At 44.8% G+C, this 19,763-nt stretch carries 21 protein-coding genes; 16 read left to right on the top strand and 5 right to left on the bottom strand.

Annotated features, from left to right (window positions below):
- Nucleotides 1-40 precede the first annotated feature (40 nt).
- From IGI86_RS16065 to IGI86_RS16040, 6 genes are all read left to right on the top strand, one after another.
- Nucleotides 41-967 (top strand): ROK family protein, encoded by a 927-nt coding sequence (locus tag IGI86_RS16065; protein WP_016620307.1) that lies wholly within the window; start codon nucleotides 41-43, stop codon nucleotides 965-967.
- Nucleotides 968-1,213: 246 nt separating this feature from the next.
- Nucleotides 1,214-1,654, top strand: coding sequence for a MarR family winged helix-turn-helix transcriptional regulator (locus tag IGI86_RS16060; RefSeq protein WP_086298782.1), 441 nt, complete (start codon nucleotides 1,214-1,216; stop codon nucleotides 1,652-1,654).
- Nucleotides 1,651-3,087, top strand: a complete 1,437-nt coding sequence (locus tag IGI86_RS16055) for an MDR family MFS transporter (RefSeq protein WP_430617535.1) — start codon at nucleotides 1,651-1,653, stop codon at nucleotides 3,085-3,087. Before IGI86_RS16060 ends, IGI86_RS16055 begins: the two co-directional genes overlap by 4 nt.
- A gap of 156 nt (nucleotides 3,088-3,243) precedes the next feature.
- Nucleotides 3,244-4,149, top strand: coding sequence for an EamA family transporter RarD (gene rarD, locus IGI86_RS16050; RefSeq protein WP_194188694.1), 906 nt, complete (start codon nucleotides 3,244-3,246; stop codon nucleotides 4,147-4,149).
- 278 nt (nucleotides 4,150-4,427) lie between these two features.
- Nucleotides 4,428-5,270, top strand: coding sequence for a BglG family transcription antiterminator LicT (licT, locus tag IGI86_RS16045; protein WP_005233287.1), 843 nt, complete (start codon nucleotides 4,428-4,430; stop codon nucleotides 5,268-5,270).
- Between the two features lie 137 nt (nucleotides 5,271-5,407).
- Nucleotides 5,408-7,279 (top strand): beta-glucoside-specific PTS transporter subunit IIABC, encoded by a 1,872-nt coding sequence (locus IGI86_RS16040; protein ID WP_194188695.1) that lies wholly within the window; start codon nucleotides 5,408-5,410, stop codon nucleotides 7,277-7,279.
- 187 nt (nucleotides 7,280-7,466) lie between these two features.
- On the opposite strand, the gene IGI86_RS16035 is transcribed toward IGI86_RS16040, so the two are convergent.
- Entirely contained in the window at nucleotides 7,467-8,138 is a 672-nt protein-coding gene (locus IGI86_RS16035) for a cyclic nucleotide-binding domain-containing protein (RefSeq protein WP_005233292.1), read from the bottom strand.
- A 196-nt stretch (nucleotides 8,139-8,334) separates the two neighbouring features.
- Here IGI86_RS16035 and IGI86_RS16030 point away from each other — a divergent pair, with 196 nt between their 5' ends.
- The 5 genes from IGI86_RS16030 to IGI86_RS16010 all read left to right on the top strand — a co-directional run bounded on the left by IGI86_RS16030 (nucleotide 8,335) and on the right by IGI86_RS16010 (nucleotide 12,566).
- On the top strand, nucleotides 8,335-9,267 hold the full coding sequence (locus IGI86_RS16030) for a phosphate/phosphite/phosphonate ABC transporter substrate-binding protein (protein ID WP_008380209.1): 933 nt from the start codon (nucleotides 8,335-8,337) through the stop codon (nucleotides 9,265-9,267).
- 160 nt (nucleotides 9,268-9,427) lie between these two features.
- Complete coding sequence (gene phnC / locus IGI86_RS16025) at nucleotides 9,428-10,219, top strand: phosphonate ABC transporter ATP-binding protein (RefSeq protein ID WP_005230661.1); 792 nt, start codon at nucleotides 9,428-9,430, stop codon at nucleotides 10,217-10,219.
- Nucleotides 10,191-10,970, top strand: a complete 780-nt coding sequence (phnE, locus tag IGI86_RS16020) for a phosphonate ABC transporter, permease protein PhnE (protein ID WP_008380208.1) — start codon at nucleotides 10,191-10,193, stop codon at nucleotides 10,968-10,970. Before phnC ends, phnE (IGI86_RS16020) begins: the two co-directional genes overlap by 29 nt.
- A complete protein-coding gene (phnE, locus tag IGI86_RS16015) occupies nucleotides 10,967-11,749 on the top strand; it encodes a phosphonate ABC transporter, permease protein PhnE (protein ID WP_005230666.1) in 783 nt (260 codons plus the stop codon). Before phnE (IGI86_RS16020) ends, phnE (IGI86_RS16015) begins: the two co-directional genes overlap by 4 nt.
- A 4-nt stretch (nucleotides 11,750-11,753) precedes the next feature.
- Nucleotides 11,754-12,566, top strand: a complete 813-nt coding sequence (locus IGI86_RS16010) for a metallophosphoesterase family protein (protein ID WP_005233299.1) — start codon at nucleotides 11,754-11,756, stop codon at nucleotides 12,564-12,566.
- 69 nt (nucleotides 12,567-12,635) lie between these two features.
- Here IGI86_RS16010 and IGI86_RS16005 read toward each other — a convergent pair whose 3' ends face one another.
- Together IGI86_RS16005 and IGI86_RS16000 are read right to left on the bottom strand one after the other, a co-directional pair.
- Nucleotides 12,636-13,112, bottom strand: a complete 477-nt coding sequence (locus IGI86_RS16005) for an ImmA/IrrE family metallo-endopeptidase (protein ID WP_034858679.1) — start codon at nucleotides 13,110-13,112, stop codon at nucleotides 12,636-12,638.
- A 5-nt stretch (nucleotides 13,113-13,117) separates the two neighbouring features.
- Nucleotides 13,118-13,450, bottom strand: a complete 333-nt coding sequence (locus IGI86_RS16000; protein WP_005230670.1) for a helix-turn-helix domain-containing protein — start codon at nucleotides 13,448-13,450, stop codon at nucleotides 13,118-13,120.
- Nucleotides 13,451-13,613: 163 nt separating this feature from the next.
- Here IGI86_RS16000 and IGI86_RS15995 point away from each other — a divergent pair, with 163 nt between their 5' ends.
- Entirely contained in the window at nucleotides 13,614-13,979 is a 366-nt protein-coding gene (locus tag IGI86_RS15995) for a hypothetical protein (RefSeq protein ID WP_005233306.1), read from the top strand.
- 54 nt (nucleotides 13,980-14,033) lie between these two features.
- Here the strand turns inward: IGI86_RS15995 and IGI86_RS15990 are convergent, their stop codons facing one another.
- Together IGI86_RS15990 and IGI86_RS15985 are read right to left on the bottom strand one after the other, a co-directional pair.
- Nucleotides 14,034-15,785 (bottom strand): ABC transporter ATP-binding protein, encoded by a 1,752-nt coding sequence (locus tag IGI86_RS15990; RefSeq protein WP_194188696.1) that lies wholly within the window; start codon nucleotides 15,783-15,785, stop codon nucleotides 14,034-14,036.
- 59 nt (nucleotides 15,786-15,844) lie between these two features.
- Nucleotides 15,845-16,690, bottom strand: coding sequence for a MarR family transcriptional regulator (locus IGI86_RS15985; protein WP_016612002.1), 846 nt, complete (start codon nucleotides 16,688-16,690; stop codon nucleotides 15,845-15,847).
- Between the two features lie 201 nt (nucleotides 16,691-16,891).
- On the opposite strand from IGI86_RS15985, the gene IGI86_RS15980 reads away from it, so the two are divergent.
- The 4 genes from IGI86_RS15980 (at nucleotide 16,892) to IGI86_RS15965 (ending at nucleotide 19,731) form a co-directional block, all read left to right on the top strand.
- Complete coding sequence (locus IGI86_RS15980; protein ID WP_005233311.1) at nucleotides 16,892-17,497, top strand: NADPH-dependent FMN reductase; 606 nt, start codon at nucleotides 16,892-16,894, stop codon at nucleotides 17,495-17,497.
- Nucleotides 17,498-17,532: 35 nt separating this feature from the next.
- Nucleotides 17,533-18,054: an NADPH-dependent FMN reductase gene (locus tag IGI86_RS15975; protein WP_005233313.1), complete on the top strand. Its 522-nt coding sequence runs from the start codon at nucleotides 17,533-17,535 to the stop codon at nucleotides 18,052-18,054.
- Nucleotides 18,055-18,276: 222 nt separating this feature from the next.
- Nucleotides 18,277-19,116 carry a glycosyltransferase family 8 protein gene (locus IGI86_RS15970; RefSeq protein WP_008380189.1) on the top strand — a complete coding sequence of 280 codons (840 nt, stop codon included), beginning with the start codon at nucleotides 18,277-18,279 and terminating at the stop codon, nucleotides 19,114-19,116.
- Between the two features lie 297 nt (nucleotides 19,117-19,413).
- Complete coding sequence (locus tag IGI86_RS15965) at nucleotides 19,414-19,731, top strand: PTS cellobiose transporter subunit IIB (RefSeq protein WP_008380187.1); 318 nt, start codon at nucleotides 19,414-19,416, stop codon at nucleotides 19,729-19,731.
- Nucleotides 19,732-19,763 lie beyond the last annotated feature (32 nt).

Genomic DNA, 19,763 nt, shown 5'->3' with positions numbered 1-19,763 from the left:
TGGTATGTAATAAAAGTAGCAAGAGAAAGGAAAGATAGCAATGAAAACTTATTTGGCAATTGATATTGGCGGAACATATTTGAAATTTGCACTAATCGATGCGTTTGGAAAAATGCAAGACGTCCAAAGAGAGAAAACGCCGCAAACATTGTCCGGGTTAAAGCGATTGTTAGTATCGATCATAGCTGCACAAGGAAGAGATATTGCTGGGGTAGGAATTTGCTGCCCTGGTAAAATCGATCATACTCGAGGGATAATATTTAATGGAGGGGCATTACCGTTTCTACATGAATTTGCTATCTGTGATTTTATTGAAACAACATTTAATCTCCCTTGCTTAGTCTGCAATGATGGAAAGGCAGCAGCATTAGCTGAATTATGGTTGGGTAATCTAAAAGGAAAGAAGAATGCTGCAGCGATCGTTTTAGGAACGGGCGTTGGAGGTGGAATCATTTTAGATGGAGCGATTCTTCAGGGAGAGCATTTTCAGGCAGGGGAATTGAGTTTTTTGCCACGGACACCAGAATCTGGCGAAACAAAGAACCTCATGGGAGTTACGACTTCAGCTGTTCAATTTATTCAGCGTGCTGCAAAAGAATTAGGGTTACCAGATTTAGATGATGGAAAAGCTGTTTTTGAGACTTTAGAAATGGGGGATCCACGAATAAAAGAGCTCTTTAAAAACTATTGTCGAGAAGTTGTTCATATTATTTTGACGTTGCAAGCTGTGCTAGATATTGAAAAAGTAGTGATTGGTGGAGGCATTAGTCAGCAACCGCAATTGATCAGGGAAATTAAAGTTCTTTACCAGAATGTCAAGAAGCAGTCTTCTTTGGTTGAGGAAACCATCACTTCTGTTGTTATCGAAAAATGTAAATTTGGTAATGAAGCGAATCTTCTAGGGGCACTTTATTTGCTGCAATTAAAAATAAACGAGAAACAAAAAGATGTGTTTAACAATAACTAACGAGTGGAACCGCAGGCCTACAGGAGGAAATGGTCTTTTCTGTAGGTGTTTTTTTGTGGAGGCAAATATTTGTGAAGAATGACTGAAACATGAGCTGTGATTTGTTCTATTTTACTTTTATTTGCTGTACCCGCTCTCAATGTCAATCCTTTCTTGACAATAGATAGGTACCTATGTAAAATGGAGAACGGACTTTTAACTAGGTACCTATCTAAATAGTGAAGAGGCGAAAGGAGCTGAAGATCGATGGTTTCCGAACAAGAAATCGTGGAACGATTGTTTGAAGTGTATAAATTAAATCGGCGGTATGCGGAACAAAAGTATGGACGCTTTATGCCGGGACGGGGGCAGTTCAATTGCTTACTGGTATTGGACGAAAAAGGCACGTTGACCCAAAAAGATCTCGCCGCGTATTTAGCGATTCGTTCGACATCCACTGGCGAACTACTAAAGAAACTGGCTGAAAAAGGGCTGATCCAAAAAGAAGTCGATCCGAAAGATAAACGCAGCTATTTGATTTCGCTGACAGAAGCAGGCAAGGAAGAGGCACAGCGAATGAAAGAAAAACGCAGCAAGGCGCACCAAGAAATGTTGACCTATTTGACGGCAGAAGAAAAACAAGCCTTTGGTCAAGCCTTAGCAAAAATCGAACAGTTTTATCTTGAGAAGGAGGCGGACGTTGATTGAGTGAAACAGTCCAACGAACGGAACGTCAGCGGACGCTGATTTTTATTAATTTAATGATTACATGTATTGCCGTATCCATGTTGGCGACCGCATTGACGACGGCTTTACCCGCCATCGTCAATGACTTGCAGATTTCCGTCACTACGGGCCAATGGCTGACTAGCGGGTATTCTTTGGCAATGGCGATCGTTATGCCCTTGACGGCATATCTTATGAATCGTGTGCCAACCAAAAAGCTCTATCTCGCTGCATTAGGAATCGCTCTGGTGGGTTTGCTGCTTTGTGCCACAGCGCCCAATTTTCTAGTCATGATGCTTGCTCGTATTTTGCAGGCCGTAGGCAATGGAATCTTGACCGCGATGGCACAAGTGATCCTCTTATCGATCTATCCGATCAATCGCATCGGTGTCGTGATGGGCTGGTATGGACTCTCAATCACCGCGACACCCGTGATCGCACCGACGATCGCTGGGCTGATCGTGGACCGGTTGAACTGGCATGCAATTTTTTATATCGTTGCCGTGATTGTTTTGATCTCATTGATTTGGGCCATAAAGGTTTTTGATGATGTGTTGCCAGTAAGCAACAGCAAATTTGATCAGACCTCTTTTGTTTTGAGTGCCTTTGCTTTTGGTGGGATCACTTTAGGCTTTGGAAACATCGGCAGCTATGGCTTTTTCAGCTTGCCGGTTTTAGGAACCTTAGCGATCGGTTTGGTAGCAGGTATCTTCTTTGTCTTCCGTCAGTTAAGAGCAGAAACCCCATTTTTGGATCTGCGGGTCTTAAAAACAAAAGAGTATGCCATCAGTGTCTTTGGCAGTATCATGCTTTACTTGGTCTTGATGGGTTCGGCGATGCTGATGCCACTTTACGTGCAGTCGATTTTAGGCAAATCAGCGACGATCTCAGGGTTAGTCGTTTTGCCAGGTTCCCTAGTCTCGGCTTTTTTAAGTCCGGTGGCTGGACGAATCTATGACAAAGTCGGCATCCGTCTGTTGACGATTTTCGGCGGCGGCTCACTGGTCTTGAGCAACATCGGCATGTATTTCATCCATATACACACGGGTATTTGGGTAGCAGTGGTCTTGAACATGCTGCGCTGTGCCGCCACAGGCTGTTTGTTGATGCCCTTCGTGACGTGGGGAAATAAAAATATTCCGCCGCAGTTGACGGCGCATGGAACAGCATTATTGACTTCTTTGCGGACGGTGGCAGGCGCTATCGGGACAGCATTATTTGTCGGGATCATGAATAGTGTGGCGCAAAACAGCACGACCTTAACGGGGACGAGTGCACTGCTTCACGGGATGAATGTTTCTTTCTTATTGATGACGATCGCTTCTGGTCTGCTGTTTGCAACGGGGCTATTTTTGATTCGTGATCAGAAACCAGAAGCCGTGTGGCTGGAAGGTGCGGAGGAACCGCTGGAATAAAGAGGGGCACCTTTCTTTGAAGGGTGCTTTTCTTGATTTATTTCATGAAACTCTATGAAAAACCAAAAAATTCGATATAATAAGATAACTTATGGTTTAGGAGGAGTATTTTTTTTCAGGAAAGACTTGTTTTCATGGAAAAAAATCAGGGAGAAAATGAAGAATAAAGGCGTTTATTTTGGGTTGTCTGCCTATGTCTTGTGGGGCTTGGTCACACTATATTGGAAAATAATCGTTGGGGTTTCGCCATTAGCAACGATGTGCTACCGAATCGTGTGGTCCTTTGTTTTTATGGTGCTGTTTATTTTGCTTTCCGGGAAGAAAAAGCAATTTTTACAAGAAGCGCGTCTGCTGTGGAAGAACAAAGTGTTTGCTGGACTGATCGTTTTAGCTTCTGTGCTGATCTCCATCAACTGGTTCACCTTTATCTTTGCGGTGAGTGCGGGCCATGTGATGCAAGCCAGCTTAGGCTATTATATCAATCCGCTAGTCAATGTCTTGTTAGCAACCGTTTTTTTGAAAGAACGTCTTAGTCGTACTGGCATGCTGGCGTGTCTGCTGGCAAGTATCGGGGTGATCTTATTATCGATCCAAACAGGAACGATTCCTTATGCCTCACTGATCATGGCCTTTTCCTTTAGTACGTATGGCTTGATCAAAAAAAGAATCCCTATTAGTTCCGTCACTGGGTTAACGATCGAGACGATGGTGATTTTTCCCTTTGCGCTCGTGTATATTTTAGGGTTTTCAACCGTAGGTTTTATGAATTATCCCTTGCAAACCAATCTCTTATTGATGGGTGCCGGGATCGTGACGGCTATTCCGTTGTTGCTGTTTGCGGAAGCCGCGAAAAATGTTTCTTACATTACGCTTGGGTTTATTCAATACATCAACCCGACGATCATGCTTTTGTTGGCCATCTTTTTGTTTCACGAAACCTATTCACTGGCCCAATTTTCCGCCTTTGCGTTTATTTGGCTAGGGATCGCGGTCTTCACCTATGGTACGTTAGGCACGGCTATGAAAGAGCGGCGCATGGGACAGCAAAGAAAGCAACTCTGATACATTAGGAATGGCTGCAGCTGAGCCATTCCTTTTTTTATTAAAAAACAACTCAATTTAGATAGTGAAGGATGTTGCAAGGAGAATTGTTCAATGGTATAACAAAGGAAAAGCACGTTGCAGAAATTCTGATTGAAAAGGGTTGCATCTGCCACAGGGGTGTGTTATTATTCTTTCAGTTACAAGGATTGTTACTGTTCGGCAGGCAAAACCAGAATTGACCGTAGCGCGCTAATGGGGAGATTCTAGGTTTTTTTATTTTGGAGTGAGGGAAAACGATGGTTATTGGGAAAATATTAAATAATAATGTCGTCATCTCGACCAATGATGCCGGTCAGGAAGTGATCTATATGGGTCGTGGCATTGCGTTTAAGAAAAAGGTCGGCGATCCAGTGGATGAAGCCTTTGTCGAAAAAGAATTTGTGTTAAAGGATACGTTTACCGCAAATCAGTTTCAGCAATTGTTTTCAGACATTCCTGTGGAAGAAGTCGAAGCCGTCAAGCAAGTGGTGGATGATGCAGAAGCATCCTTGGGGATCGAGCTGTCGCCAAATATTTATTTGACACTGACCGATCATATCCATTATGCGCTAGTTCGGGCACGTGAAGGCATTGAGCTGCCGAATCCATTGTTGTTTGAGACCCGCAAATTTTATCCGAAAGAGTATGCGGTTGCAGCAGATGCCGTTGCTTATTTTGAAAAAGTCTTCGGGATTTCATTGCCGGAATCGGAAATTGGCTTTATCGCCTTTCATATCGTCAATAGCGAACAAGCAAATGGTACGATGGAAACCACGATGCAAGCGGTAGAGATCGTTCGTGACGTACTGGCGATCATCAGTCGTTTTTATGGACGAGTCTTTAACCCAGATTCCTTGAACTATCAACGGATCACCACGCATTTACAGTATTTTGCGCAGCGCTATTTAAGCGATGAACTTTCGGGGGAAAAAGATGAATTTTTATTTGCCCTTGTGCAATCGAAGTACCCTAAAGCGTTTCAAACGGTCCAACGGATCAACGAATATTTGATCAAAACCTACGACAAATCGATCGGTGAATCAGAAATGATCTACTTAACGATCCATATCGAACGTGTCGTCAATGATCAAACCAATTAACATTCAATCATTAACGGATTGTTACTGTCAGGCAGGCAATACCCAGATTGAAAAGACAACAGTCAGCGAGGAAAAGACTCGTTGGACGGTCGTTTTTTCAATCTGGGTTTTTTTATTAAAAAAGGAGTGTTGAAAAAATGAGTTCAAATAAAGAAATTGCAGTTCGCGTCCTCGATGCGGTGGGCGGCAAAGAAAATGTCAATAGCGTGGTGCATTGTGCGACCCGCTTGCGTTTCAAATTAAAAGATGAGAACAAAGCGGATACGGCACGCTTGAATCAAGACGACGACGTGATCCAAGTCGTTCAAAGCGGCGGACAATACCAAGTGGTGATCGGCAGTCATGTCAGCGACGTTTACCGTGAATTGAATGGAGTAGCGAACTTCGATGGTGAAGCAGATAGCAAAGTCGACAAAGGCAACCTGTTGAATCAACTGGTGGATATTATTTCGTCGATCTTCACGCCGTTTTTAGGCGCAATGGCAGGTGCCGGGGTCTTAAAAGGCTTCTTGACGCTGGCAGTCACCTTGAATTGGTTAGCAGCTGATTCTGGGGTCTACACCGTATTGTATGCGATTGCCGATGGGTTGTTTACCTATTTACCAGTGATGTTGGCTTTTACTGCAGCGAAAAAGTTTCGCACCAATGAATTTCTAGCGGTTTCCTTAGCGATGGCGTTGGTTCATCCAGACATTACCGCTTTGGCTGGACAAACCTTGAGTTTCTTAGGCCTACCGGTCATTATTGGTGCGAGTGCTTATACGTCTTCCGTCATTCCGATTATTTTAGCGGTCTTTTTACAAAGCTATGTGGAGCGTTTCTTTAAAAAAGTCATTCCTAGCTTCTTACAGATCATCTGTGTACCTTTAGCGGTCTTCTTGATCATGGCGCCATTGACCTTTATTGTCGTCGGTCCACTAGGAACGATTTTAGGAAACTTGTTAGGTAGTGCTTACGACAGCATTTACCACTTCAGCCCACTGATCGCTGGTGCTGTTATGGGTGGTTTATGGCAAGTCTTTGTGATGTTTGGCATGCACTGGGGCTTTGTGCCGATCATCATGTTGAATCTCAGTCAAACCGGTGTCGATACCATGGTACCAATGCTGTTGCCAGCTGTCCTTTCTCAAGGTGGTGCAGCGCTAGCAGTGTTCTTTATGACAAAAAATGTGAAATTGAAAGGCTTGGCCCTTTCTTCAACGATCACCTCAATTTTTGGGATCACAGAACCGACGGTGTATGGGGTAACCTTGCCATTGAAAAAACCATTTATCGCCGCGTGTATCAGTGGTGCCATCGGGGGAGCCTTCATCGGCTTCAGCCAAGTCGAAAACTATACCTTTGGGTTAGTCAGCTTACTAAGTCTTCCTTCCTTTATCCCACAAGATACGAAAGATCTAAGTGGTCTGATCGCAGCTTCAATCGGAACGGCTATCGCTTTTGGCGCCGCGTTTGTCTTGACCTTCTTCTTACGTTTTGAAGATCAGCCAGCAACCGAAGCCAGTGCAGCACCAGCAAAAGAGCCAGCAGCACCCACAGATAGTTCGTCTAAAGAACGAGTGATCCTCAGTAGTCCGTTAGAAGGCAAAGTGGTTCCCTTAGCAGAAGTCAAAGACCAAGTCTTTTCTTCTGGTGCATTAGGAAAAGGCATCGCCATCGAACCGACCGTCGGGGCTTTGTATGCGCCGGCAGATGGCACCATCACGACGCTCTTTCCTACCGGCCATGCTGTTGGTTTGACCACTACGGATGGAGCAGAAGTCTTGATGCATATTGGTATGGATACCGTGGAACTAGATGGCAAAGGCTTTGAGGTCTTTGTTAAACAAGACGATCAAGTCAAACGCGGTGATTTGTTGGTGAAGTTTGATCTAGATACGATCAAAGCTGCCGGCTTATCCACGATTACACCAATCGTTGTGACGAATACGCCGCAATATTTAGATGTGATGGATATGAATCAAACCGATGTCTTGCAAGGAGAAGACTTCTTAGCCATCGTAAAATAAGCAAAAGAAACCCGATCCTCGACTGAATATCAGCAAGGATCGGGTTTTTTGTAAGAAAATAAGGCGCAGTTGCCGGTCTCGCTTGCCTTCTTCGGTGGAGAATGCTTGTCACAGCGCTAGTTAAGGGCAAGACCAACAGCAGGAACGCGTACTCAGGGAAAATCCGAACATTCTTATGAGCTGCTCCTTATACATGGCTTAAATTTTCGGCAAGCGACTCTAAAGCGGGGAAATCGAGAATTGCATAGCCCTGTTTTTGTTTTTCGATCAGCTTGTCTTCACGAAAGCTGGTAAAGGTTCGCAGCAGGTGGCGATAGCTGACATTCAAGATTGCGGCACAGGTGGTTAACTGAAAGGAAAAGTGTTGGTTTTCTTGATGCGCAAGAATAAATTTGGCCAACCGTGTCTCTACAGGTTCCGTCAATGAATTCGCTAAGTTGATCCCCGAATTCAAGCGGGAACTGAGCAACTGACAGATGGTTTGCAAAAAGCGGACGTCTTGTTGCAAGGTGCTGCGGTAGCGATTCAAAGGGATGCAGACGCAGACGCAAGCAGAAGCGGCTTTAACACTGCTTTTCGGCAAGAGTTCCCATAAAGAGGAAGCTTCCCCTAAAGGTGCAGCCGGCTTGGCGTAATCAATACAAATCGTTTGGGTATCCGAAGAGAAGGAATAGACCATCACGGTTCCTTCCACGAGAAAATACAAGTATTCAGAAGGCGTGCCCGTTCGAATCAGGTGCTCTTCTTTTTCAAAGGAATGCAAAGTGGCCATCGCTAACAAATCATTGTCCATATAAGATTGCAGATCGTATGTGTCAATGTAATTACTGAGGCGTGCGGTATCATCGATTTTTTTCATGGGAATCAGCCACTCCTGAATGGTTTTCTTTAAGTATAGCTTAGTTCCCCTTTTGACTCAACACGAACGATAAATAAAAACTAATGTAAATTGTATGTAAAAATAAGGTAAAATAGGACATGTGTCACTTCATTTTGAAGGGATACTTGGTATGATTTGAATGTAAGAAAGCTTCAAACCATTAGGAGGAGAAAAAATGCCATTGAAACGAATTGTTAAAGGAATGTTAGGAATTGCGTTAGTTGCAGCATTGACCGGCTGTGGGAATGGGAGCAGCAGCAGCGACAGCAGTGCCGCAGCCGAAAAAGAAAAGCTGGTGGTACAATTCGTACCGACCAATAATGACGGCTCGATGCAAGCCAAAGCAAAACCGTTTGCTGAGTATTTATCAAAAAAATTAGACCGTGAAGTAGAAGTAACGTTAGCAACGGATTATTCGACGATCGTAGAAGCGATGGCTTCTGGACAAGTTGATTTAGGGATCATGCCGCCAGCCGCTTATGTTCAAGCCAAAGACATGGATGCAGCAGAAGCGATTTTGACTTCTCAATTAGGTGCCTATGATCCAGAGACCGGCTTGCCATTAGAAGGGGAAAAAACCAATACCTTCAAAGGGGAGATCTTGGTACGTGCGGATAGCGATATGACAGAATTGACGGACTTAAAAGGGAAAAAAATCGCTACATTGAGTCCGAACTCTGCCAGCGGCTATATTTACCCAGTTGCCGAGTTGAAAGATGCAGGAGTTGATCCAACGACGGATGCTACATTAACGACGGTGAACGATATTCCAAGTGAGATCACTGCAGTCTTGAATGGTCAGATGGATGCCGCCTTTGTGTTTCAAGGGGCACGGAATGTCTTTGCTTCAAGCTTCCCAGATAACGATTTATTCGAAGATCTAAAAGTTCTTTACTTAACCGAAGGGGACATCCCGAATGACGCCATTGCCGTTCAACCGACGATGGATGCTGAACTAAAAGAGCAGATCAAAGAAGTGTTCTTGAATATGGCAGACGATGAAGAAGGCGCCGAAGCAATGAGCTTGTGGGGACACCAAGGGTATGAAGAAGCAGCTGATTCTGCTTACGATACCATTCGCGACTATACTAAACGAGCAGCAGAGTAAAAAAACAGGGATTGCGGTAGAAGGATAACGGGACACGGAGATGTGCAGCGATTTACTAGGGGAATAGGTGGAATACGCAGTATCAGTGCATTTTTTAGTGAGATAGACCGTGACCGATTGGGGAAACTTTGCCGCGGTCCCTACATAATGGAGAAGACAGATGATAACTTTTGAGAATGTATCCAAAGTCTACCCGAATGGGGTCAAAGGATTACAGAACATAGATGTAACGATTGAACAAGGAGAATTTGTGGCAATCATTGGTTTGAGCGGTGCTGGTAAGAGTACCTTTTTGCGCTCGATCAATCGCTTAGTGCCAATCACTGAAGGAGATATCCGGGTAGATGGCAAATCAGTCACGAAAGCCAATAAAAAAGAATTGCGCTTGATTCGCCGACAAATCGGATTGATCTCCCAAAGCTTCAATTTGGTCAAACGTAGTACTGTCCAAAAGAATGTGCTATCTGGTCGTTTGGGGTATTACGGGACATGGAAAAGTATTTTAGGGTTGTTTACGAAAGAAGACTACGAAAGAACGAAAGAAGCACTAGCGACTGTCGGCTTGTCAGACAAACTGCAAACGAGAAGCGACCAGTTGAGTGGTGGGCAACAGCAGCGGGTATCCATCGCCCGTGCCTTGGTCCAACAAGCACCAGTGATTTTAGCAGATGAACCCGTGGCATCGCTAGATCCCATCACCACAGAGAAAGTGATGGAGGATTTGAAGAAGATCAATCAAGAAATGGGCAAAACGATTGTCATCAATCTGCATTCGATTCCCTTGGCTCGTCAGTATGCAACAAGGATCATTGCCTTAAAAGCAGGTGCAATCGTTTTTGACGGCAACGCAGCCGCTTTGACGGATCAGCGTTTAGAACAAATCTATGGGAAAGCAATTTTTGAAGAAAAGGCAGGAGAAATCGATGAAACTGAAAGAAACAGTTCATTTTAATTGGTACAAACACCTGCTGCTGATTCTTTTATTGCTGCTCTTTTTTCAAAGCAGTGCCTGGATCACGGGGGCTGATTTTGCACAAGTGTGGTCGAATCGAAGCCAGATGACGGCTTTCATGGCTCGATTTTTGCATCCGGATTTTAGTTATTTACCGCAACTGATGATGCCCTTGATCAAGACATTGCAAATGTCCTTTTTAGGCACTGTTTTAGGAGTAGTCGCAGCGATACCGGTGAGTCTGTTGGCGACGACAGTCGTGACAGAAAGCCGGTGGGTCTCTGTGCCGATGCGTTTTCTCTTAGGTCTGGTGCGGACGATCCCCAATTTATTGTTGGCGGCATTGTTCGTAGCGATTTTTGGGATCGGTGAAGCCACTGGTGTTTTGACCATCGCGGTCTTTACCTTTGGGATGGTTTCACAGCTGATGTTCCAAGCGATCGAAACCATTGATTTTGCGCCAATCGAAGCAGCGGCGGCGGTAGGGGCAAATAAATTTCAAGTGACTGTTTGGGCGATCATACCTCAAGTCATCAGCCAGTTTGCCAGCTATACTTTTTATGCCTTTGAAGTCAATGTTCGAGCTTCGACGGTGTTAGGATATGTTGGTGCCGGCGGGATCGGGGTCATCTTGAACGCCTCATTGGCATTGTTGAATTATGAACGGGTCTCGATCATTATCTTGACGATTTTGCTAACGGTAGCGATCGTTGATTTTCTAAGTGAGCGGGTAAGGAGGTCATTCCTATGATGATCAGAGAAGTGAAGAAAACGACTTGGCTGTTATGGGGACTCTTTGCTATCTTACTGGCATTATCTGCAGCGACGCTGGATTATTCCGGATTGAGTACTTTTTCCTTAGCGATGGGAAGAGATGTCCTGCAAGGGTTGAGTCAGCCAGACTGGTCTTTCTTTTACGACGGTAGCGGGGAGGATCTGTGGAGCTTATTGTTACTGACGATCGGGATCGCCTGTCTAGGAACGATGATCGCAACAGTCTGCGCGATACCGGTGACCTTGCTGAGTGCCGCCAACCTATGGTCTTCTGCGCCGTGGGTCGCGAAGATCGGCAAAATGATCTGCAATATCTTGCGGGCATTTCCAGAGCTAGTTTATGCGATTATTTTTGTCCGTGTGGTAGGTCCGGGACCTTTCGCTGGGGTTATGGCGATCGGTGTCCACCAGATCGGTATGCTGGGCAAGCTGTTCACGGAAGAAATGGAAGCCATGGATGAGCGCTTGACGGAAGAGATGCAAGCAGTTGGTGCCAACTTTTGGCAGACGATGTTTTTCGTGCGGGTCCCTTACTTAGCACCCATCTATAGTTCCTTTGCATTGAATCATTTTGAAATTGCGGTCCGCAGTGCGGCAACGTTAGGGTTAGTCGGTGCTGGCGGGATCGGTGCACCATTGATTTTTGCTATTCAAACCAGAACCTGGAGCAAGGTAAGTATTATTTTGTTGGGCGTCGTTGTGACCGTCTTCTTATTAGACCAGTTGACTGGAATCATCAGAAAGAAATTGAGATAAACCTATGAATATATTGCATATATCAGATATCCATTTTCGAGAAAGTTACCTGCCTTGTGAGGAAGGGTATCAAGGAATGCTGGCAGCCATGCAAAATCCCTTGATTCCTCTTGAAGAGTGTATCCAAGATGCCAAGGCGCGAGGGGCGATCGATTTGGTGGTGATCAGTGGCGATTTGACCGAAGATGGCGCGCCTGCCGATTATGCCTCTTTGAAGCAATATTTAGAAAAAGCCTTTGGCTCAGTGCCGATCGTGGTAACGCTAGGTAATCACGATATCAAACGGCATTTTCGCCAAGGCTGGCAAGGTAAGTCAGTTGAAACGGCCAGTGATACGCCTTTTAATCAAGTCTATGAAACGGAGACATTGGCGATCGTGACTTTCGATAATTCCTGCTATGGCTATGCCGACGGTATCGTAGATGAACGACAGTTTGAATGGCTGCAAGCCACGCTGGCGCAGCTCAAAGAGAAAAAGATCGTTTTTGTGACGCACCATCATTTGTTGCCTTATCAAGCAAGCACGCCGGCATGGGCCGGTGCCAATCGTTTGGTGGCATTATTGCAGCAGTATCAGATCTCTTGTATTCTCAGTGGACATACCCATCATGCATTTACGGGAACGATCGCAGGGATTCCTTACTATACTGTGGCAAGTATGTCGTTTGTCGGGGAAGATGAAGGCGAGGGGATGGTCCGTTTTGAAGAACGCTATGGATACAATTTGTATCGTTTTGAGGAAGGCGCGCTGGTTCATCAATCCTCAGAAAACTATCGACCGAACCGCGTATTGATGCGGGTCAACATGCAAGGATAAAAAACAGACGTTCCGTAAACGCTGAATTTAGCAGCAGGAAAGGAACGTCTGTTTTTGTGCAAAAAAGGCTTAACCTTGATTGCCAAAGGTTTTGACAACTTCAATCGTGCCGTCGATATGGAAAAACAAGGTATAGTTTTCTTCGGTTTTGATACCGTCAAAGCGGCGAGCATAATAGGTGACTGCGTCTTTGAAGGTTTGTGGGGGGACACCTAAAAAATCAGCGCATGCCGCCAACGTTTTGCAGCCTTCTTCAAAACAAGCGATGATATCATAGGGCGTGACCACGATCGCAGAACCAATGTCACGGGCTTTGCGTTCTTGTTTGCGTTTTTCGTTGGTGTCTTGGGCGGTAATGTCGCCAGCACTGGTCAAATAATGACCGATTTCTTCACCGATGGTGCTCAAGAGGTCTTCTTGTGATTGGTCAGGGTTCAAGTAAATATGGTGATCGATGTACAATCCTTGCTGACCATCAGGCATATTTTTATCGAAAATAAAGTGCAAGTCTGGGTAGGCGGCCATCAGTTCTTCTACTTTATCCATTTCCATCATTCCTTTTGGGCGTGCCGCTGTTTTATAAATTCAATGTAGCTGAGGATATCTTCCATCTGCTCATCGGTGACGTCATCATCAATATGGGCCGCAACGGTTTGAACTTTTGCAGAGGGCGGCGTAAAGCCTGCCGGGACTTGTCTGCCTAATAAAAAATCGGTGGATACTTGAAAAATCTCCGCGAGTTTGACGATGGTCTCGCCATCGGGTTCGTTACGATCATTTTCGAAATGCGAATACGCTGCGCGGGTGATCCCTAGCTGATCTGCGATCTGCTGTTGGGTTTGGTTGGTTCGTAGTCTGAGTGTTCTTAGCCGTTCGCCAAGCATGAGTGATCGCCTCCTTTTTTGTAGTATAGCACGTTGGATATAATTTGTATCTATTTTTGTATTATTTGATATAAAAAATATCACATCAGTTGACGATACGAATCGTATCTTTTATACTGGAAACAGATGATATGAATCGTATCAAAAAGAATGGGGGAGGATCATGGATACATCGATCGTAACAGTTGTCTTGCCGTCACTCATTACTGGTGTACTTACTTATTTGGCTACCCGAGTATCCAGCAAAGCGAATTTGGAACAAACGAATATCGAAAATGCCCAAAAGCTTTACCTAAAATATGAACAGATCAATCAAGAATTGACCCATAAAATCGATCAGTTAGAAGAAGAAGTCCAAAAGACCGCCAAAACCTACCAAGAAGAAGTCTTGGTCTATCAAGGAAAGCTTGCTACTGCCCAAAGCGAAAGGGATTTATTGCGGGCAGAAAACCAGGTGCTGAAAGAATTACAGCGAGGGAATCAAGTGCCTGTGGCGCGTGAAGAGAAGCAACATTCAGCCGTTGGCTAATAGAAAAAAACTGCTTATCCATCAATAAGCAGTTTTTTTTCTAGTTTTTATTCTTTAATTGATCATTTGTTCATTCACGTAGGCAGCATAAAGCGGGTGATTGTTGATCAATTCTGCATGGGTACCTTGACCGGTAATGGTACCTTTTTCTATAAAGTAGATTTGATCGGCATCCACGATGGTCGACAAGCGATGGGCGATCACTAATGTCGTGCGCCCTTCCATTAGATGATCCAACGCCCGCTGGACCTTTTCTTCCGACTGAGAATCTAGGCTGGCGGTCGCTTCATCGAGCATCAGCAGCTTGGGGTCTCGCAAGAATGCTCGTGCGATGGCGATCCGTTGTTTTTGCCCGCCAGATAGTTTGACGCCGCGTTCGCCGATTTGTGTTTCTAGTTTTTCGGGGAACTCTTGGACGAACTGATCGGCATAAGCCAATGCCAGTCCTTGCCACAATTCCTCCTCTGACAGTGTTCGGCTTAATCCGTATTGCAAGTTTTCCCGAATCGTACCGGCAAAGACCGCACTGTCTTGGGAAACATAGCCGATCTGTGCCCGCCAGTCCTGCAGATCAATGTCAGCTATCGGCTGTTCACCAATCAGCAAGCGCCCGCTGGTGGGTTCATAAAAGCGTTCCAGTAAAGCGAAGATCGTGGATTTTCCGCCGCCGCTTGGTCCCGCAAAAGCAATCACGGTGTTGGGTTTGGCTTCAAAAGAAATGTTTTGCAAAATCGGCCGTTTGGGATCGTAACTGAAATCGATCTGTTCTGCCCGTAGGACTGCGCCGTCGATAGCGGCTTTGGGTGCTGCCTGGATCGGCTCCAGCGGCGTATCCAAAATTTCTTGGATCCGTTCCGTAGCACCCATCGCTTTTTGGACTTGTGAAAAGAACATCGCAAACGTCGTCACAGGCGCAATAATATTAAAGAGATACAGTAGAAAAGCAATCAATGCGCCACTCGTCAAGGTGCCGGCTTGGACACGGATCGCGCCATAACCGAGGATTCCTACGAGTAATCCCAGCATTGCCGTCGTCATGATTGGCTGCAAAATCGCACTAACTTTCGCATCCTTGACCCCGAGGGTAAAGATTGCCCCAATGTTGCGCCGACCGTTTTCTTGTTCACTAGCTTCTCCGTTGCTGGCTTTGATCAAACGGATCTCTGAGAGTTTTTCGCTGGCATCCGCATTGAAATCGGCAGTCGCTGCTTGTAGTTGGCGTCCTAGTTTCGACATGATCTTGCCGATCGGCCACATGATCAAGGTGATCAAAGGCACCGCACTGAACATGATCGCCGCCATCTTCCAATCCATCAAAAACAAGATGATCATCGAACCAACCAATTGGATCAAGCCAGTGACAAAGCTGGGAAATTGCGAGGTGACTAGTTCTTTGATCACGGAAGTATCATTAACGAGTCGCGAACTGCTTTCCCCCGACTTATGGTCATCAAAATAGCTGACTGGCAAATGCAGCAGATGTTTCCAAAGACGTTCTCGTAATGTTTTCACGGCACTTTCTCCCACATAGCGCAAGAGAAAGCCGCCTAAAGTGCCTACGCCTAATTGCAGCACAAAGGCTAGGATCAAAACGACCAGCATGGAGGTGCTGAACGTGGGGGTGCCGCTGGCATCGACTAGCGTTTTCGTCAGCTGCGGCACGACCAAACTGGCGGCACTCGTGATCAGGCTAAAGAGCATCCCTGAAAGAAACAAGCCTTTCTTGGGATTGACACTGACGATCAGGTGGATAAAGTCTTTCATTTTAAATTTGTTTTTGTTCACTGTTGGTGTCGTTGTTTCCATTCGTTTTCCTCCGCTACAAGCAAGATGTCCTGCAGCTTTTTCTTTTTCATTAGGTGCTATTAGAAATCCTGCCAATCATCTTCGGCTGCTTCGTCTTTAGAAGCGGAATCAGGTCTTGCTTTGCGGTCTTGTCCAAACCCGTAGGCATCAAAAAAGTTGCCTTTTCCCCATGTGTCCCGTGGATCATTCGCCTCGCTACTATCAAATGGCCCAAATGGCCCAAATGACCGATTGCCAAACATGCCGCGGTGTCCAGGAAATGGCATTTGCCGCATGGCTTCTTTGATCTGCTTTTTCATTTGACGCCGCTCGTCAGCGCCCATATCTTGCCAAGTATCTTTCATTTGTTGCTTCATTTTTCGGCGATCGTCATTCGTCATTTCCTGCCAATTTCCACCCCATTGCTTCATCATCTGTTCCCGGATCTCCTGCATAGCTTGTAGACGATCCATCGGGTCAATAAAGCGTTGCGTCTGTTGCTGAAAGTCAGCTTCCCACCCAGTGGCGATGTTTTCAAGCAGACGGGCAAATTCGGTTTGTTCTTCCTCTGTTAACCCAGCAAAAAACGTTTGACTGCTGGCGGCTTCTTTTTGTGCCAGTAATTTTTCTGCTTTTTTTCGTCCAGTCTCTGTCAGAAAGATTCGTTTGATCCTTTTGTCGGCTGCATCTTCTTTGCGTTGGATATCCCCACTGCTTTCCATTTTCTTCAATAGTTCTGCCAAGGAACTTGGCCGTAAATCTAAAACTTCTGCGAGGTAATTTTGCACCAAGCCATCTTCTAAATTTAAAACGGCTAGGACGCGTTGCTGTCCAGAAAGGCGTTGGTTATTTTGACTCATAAAAGCATTGCTGGCTTCGCTGATAAAACGAAGCTGTTTCATTAAGTGATCGGTCATTGTACTCATTGAGAACACTCCTTTTGAATTATTGTTCGGTACCTAATGATATCGATGAGTTGATTATAGTTCGGTGCCGAACGAATGTCAAGAGGAAGTAGCTGGGATTTTTTTCTAACAAAAAGTAAGCAAAGTGATTGACTTACTAAAAGTAAGTTTGATATGCTGAGTCCATCGTTAAAGAAAACACAATAAAAGGAGTACAAAAGAATGGTCTTTGGATTTGGGAAAAAAGAACAAATAATTGAAAAAGAAGTAATTAAAGAGGTGTATCGCACTCCGGAAAAGAAAAAAGCGCAAAAAATCGGAATCATCGTTGGCAGTACGAGAGAAGGCCGCGTGAGTCCGCAAGTAGCAAATTACGTTTTACAAACAGCACGAGCACATAGCGACCGCTCATTTGAAATCATTGATATCAAAGACTACGACTTGCCCTTTATGGGTACAGGCGAAGCGAACCAAGCGTGGAACGAAAAAATCGCTGAATTAGACGGCTATATCTTCATCGTACAAGAATACAATCATGGGCTATCGGCTTCCTTGAAAAATGCGTTAGACAGCGCCCGCGAGGAATGGTTCAACAAAGCAGCAGCAATCGTCAGCTATGGTTCAGCAGGGGGTATTCGGGCCGCTGAGCAAGTTCGCTTGATTTTGGCGGAACAAAAAGTAGCCACGGTGCGCACTAATCCAGCCTTCAACTTATTTACTGATTTTGAAAATTTTGCCACCTTTACTCCTGGCGAACATATGACGGCAGGAATGAACGATATGTTGACGGAATTATTGGACTGGGCCGACACATTTGCCAATCGTTAAAAAACAAACGAAAACAATCTTAGGAGGAACCTATCATGAAATTTGGTATTATTTTAGGCAGTACAAGAGAAGGACGCGTAAGTCCGCAAGTCGGAGCATATATTCAAGAAATTGCTACTCAACGGTCAGAGCATCAGTTTGAGATCGTTGATGTAAAGGCATTTGATTTACCGTTTATGGGAACGGCTGAGCCAAACATGGCGTGGAACAAAAAAATCGCTGAATTAGATGGCTATATCTTCATCGTACAAGAATACAACCACGGTTTTGCGGCTTCCTTGAAAAATGCCGTAGACTCTGCACGGGAAGAATGGTTTGATAAAGCAGCTGGGATCGTCAGTTATGGTTCTGGCGGTGGGATTCGTGCCGCTGAACAATTGCGTAACGTTTTAGCTGAACAAAAAGTTGCCACCGTGCGGACTAACCCAGCCTTCAATCTCTTCACAGATTTTGAAAATTTCAGTACCTTCAAACCCGGTGCGCACATGGCTGCAGGTGTCAATGACATGCTGGATGAATTGTTGTTGTGGTCAAAAGCTTTTGCCACGATTCGCTGATCTGTTTTAGGAGGTCACCATTTATCATCGATCATTTGCTGTTTCATTCATTGAATGGAGCAGCATTTTTTTGCGTTTCCAAGGAATGGTTTTCACTGGAAAGGCTATTTCACTGAAAGAATGACTAAAAATCGGGTATACTAGAAGAACAGAAGATGCGGGCAACTGCGTTCGATTTTTTGCCCAACGAGTGCATCCAGTAACAGAGGAGTGAACAAGAGCATGAATCTACTTTTTGCGATTGATGATCGATTCAGTGAACAATTAAAAACAACGTTATATTCAATCAAACGCCATACGACAGCAGCATCTTTCGATGTCTATGTCTTACAAGAAAAAGAATTGAGGCAAGGTGCAGAGCTAGAGGTCTTTTGTCAAAAATTGGCGATGACCTATCATCCCGTCATCATCGGTTCTGGTTCGATCTTTAAAACGGCACCAGTTAGTGACCGCTACCCAGAATCAATCTACTATCGATTGTTGGCACAAAATTACTTGCCGCAGCAGGTGGAAAAAATCCTGTATCTGGATGCGGATATTTTGTGCATCAATGATTTGCGCCCCTTGTATGAGCTGACGTTAGGGGATTTTCTGTATGCCGCTGCCAGTCATTCCAAGCTGACAGAAGTGACGACGGTCATCAATAAAGTCCGTTTGCGCAATTATGAGTCAGAAGGCTACTATAATTCAGGTGTCTTGCTGATGAATGTGCACCAGCTACGGCAAGAGGTCAAAGAAACAGAAATCGCAGCCTTCATTGAGAAAAATCATTTGAACCTCTTTTTGCCGGATCAAGATATTTTAAATGGGTTATATGGTGATCGGGTGCTGGCGATTCCTGATCAGCTCTATAACTATGATGTACGGAAAAACCGTACGTATGAGACGATCAGCCTAGGGGAATGGAGTTTGGATTGGGTCATCGAACATACCGTTTTGCTGCATTTTTGCGGCAAAGAGAAACCATGGAAGAAAGGCTATCGCAGCCGCTACGGTTCGTTATACAAATATGTAGAAAATGAACGGCGGAAGTTTGAAGAGGAACAATCAAAGAGCGTATGATTAAAAAAGCTTTACTTGGACAAAAGACAGGTAAAGCTTTTTTTTCGATCATTTTTTGAAGGGAATTCTTGTAAAATCAAGTAGACGCATCTAATTTGCTTCCGCATCGATAAGGAAACACCTTGTGTTCAAAAAGAAAGCGCTATCTATTATGATGACATTATCAACCCATTGCCATGCTAAATCAGGTGAGCAACTGATTTATTCAACGTAAGGAAAATCAGTACTACACCACTATTTAGCAGCTACTGAACATAGATAGTGAAAATGAGTGTATTCGTTAAGGAGGAAAACTATATGAAAAAAGCATTAATCATCTGTGCAGGCGGTATGTCTTCATCGGTCATTGCCAAAAAAACGACGGAATATTTTAAAGAGCGAGGAAAAGAAATTGAACTAGATGCAACGTCTGCCTCTCAAGGAGCAGCCACGATCGCCAAAGATGAATACGACCTATACTTAGTCAGCCCTCAAACTAAGATGTACTTTGCGAATCTTGAAAAAGCTGCCATCAAGTACCAACGACCCATCGTAAATATTCCGCCCCAAGCCTATGTTCCGATACCGATGGGTATTGAAAAATTAGCTGCTGTGGTAGAACAAAATATCAAATAGCAGTTCAAACAAGTAGCTAGATGAAAATAGGT

This window comes from Enterococcus sp. AZ188 (assembly GCF_050544075.1).
Taxonomy (GTDB): domain Bacteria; phylum Bacillota; class Bacilli; order Lactobacillales; family Enterococcaceae; genus Enterococcus_D; species Enterococcus_D entomosocium.
This window is presented reverse-complemented; position numbering and strand designations above follow the sequence as displayed.

Bases quoted from the DNA above. Each gene is read 5' to 3' on its own strand.
- IGI86_RS16065 (WP_016620307.1), top strand. From the start codon at position 41: ATGAAAACTTATTTGGCAATTGATATTGGCGGAACATATTTGAAATTT.
- IGI86_RS16060 (WP_086298782.1), top strand. From the start codon at position 1,214: ATGGTTTCCGAACAAGAAATCGTGGAACGATTGTTTGAAGTGTATAAA.
- rarD (WP_194188694.1), top strand. From the start codon at position 3,244: ATGAAGAATAAAGGCGTTTATTTTGGGTTGTCTGCCTATGTCTTGTGG.
- licT (WP_005233287.1), top strand. From the start codon at position 4,428: ATGGTTATTGGGAAAATATTAAATAATAATGTCGTCATCTCGACCAAT.
- IGI86_RS16040 (WP_194188695.1), top strand. From the start codon at position 5,408: ATGAGTTCAAATAAAGAAATTGCAGTTCGCGTCCTCGATGCGGTGGGC.
- IGI86_RS16035 (WP_005233292.1), bottom strand. From the start codon at position 8,138: ATGAAAAAAATCGATGATACCGCACGCCTCAGTAATTACATTGACACA.
- IGI86_RS16030 (WP_008380209.1), top strand. From the start codon at position 8,335: ATGCCATTGAAACGAATTGTTAAAGGAATGTTAGGAATTGCGTTAGTT.
- phnC (WP_005230661.1), top strand. From the start codon at position 9,428: ATGATAACTTTTGAGAATGTATCCAAAGTCTACCCGAATGGGGTCAAA.
- phnE (WP_008380208.1), top strand. From the start codon at position 10,191: ATGAAACTGAAAGAAACAGTTCATTTTAATTGGTACAAACACCTGCTG.
- phnE (WP_005230666.1), top strand. From the start codon at position 10,967: ATGATGATCAGAGAAGTGAAGAAAACGACTTGGCTGTTATGGGGACTC.
- IGI86_RS16010 (WP_005233299.1), top strand. From the start codon at position 11,754: ATGAATATATTGCATATATCAGATATCCATTTTCGAGAAAGTTACCTG.
- IGI86_RS16005 (WP_034858679.1), bottom strand. From the start codon at position 13,112: ATGGATAAAGTAGAAGAACTGATGGCCGCCTACCCAGACTTGCACTTT.
- IGI86_RS16000 (WP_005230670.1), bottom strand. From the start codon at position 13,450: ATGCTTGGCGAACGGCTAAGAACACTCAGACTACGAACCAACCAAACC.
- IGI86_RS15995 (WP_005233306.1), top strand. From the start codon at position 13,614: ATGGATACATCGATCGTAACAGTTGTCTTGCCGTCACTCATTACTGGT.
- IGI86_RS15990 (WP_194188696.1), bottom strand. From the start codon at position 15,785: ATGGAAACAACGACACCAACAGTGAACAAAAACAAATTTAAAATGAAA.
- IGI86_RS15985 (WP_016612002.1), bottom strand. From the start codon at position 16,690: ATGAGTACAATGACCGATCACTTAATGAAACAGCTTCGTTTTATCAGC.
- IGI86_RS15980 (WP_005233311.1), top strand. From the start codon at position 16,892: ATGGTCTTTGGATTTGGGAAAAAAGAACAAATAATTGAAAAAGAAGTA.
- IGI86_RS15975 (WP_005233313.1), top strand. From the start codon at position 17,533: ATGAAATTTGGTATTATTTTAGGCAGTACAAGAGAAGGACGCGTAAGT.
- IGI86_RS15970 (WP_008380189.1), top strand. From the start codon at position 18,277: ATGAATCTACTTTTTGCGATTGATGATCGATTCAGTGAACAATTAAAA.
- IGI86_RS15965 (WP_008380187.1), top strand. From the start codon at position 19,414: ATGAAAAAAGCATTAATCATCTGTGCAGGCGGTATGTCTTCATCGGTC.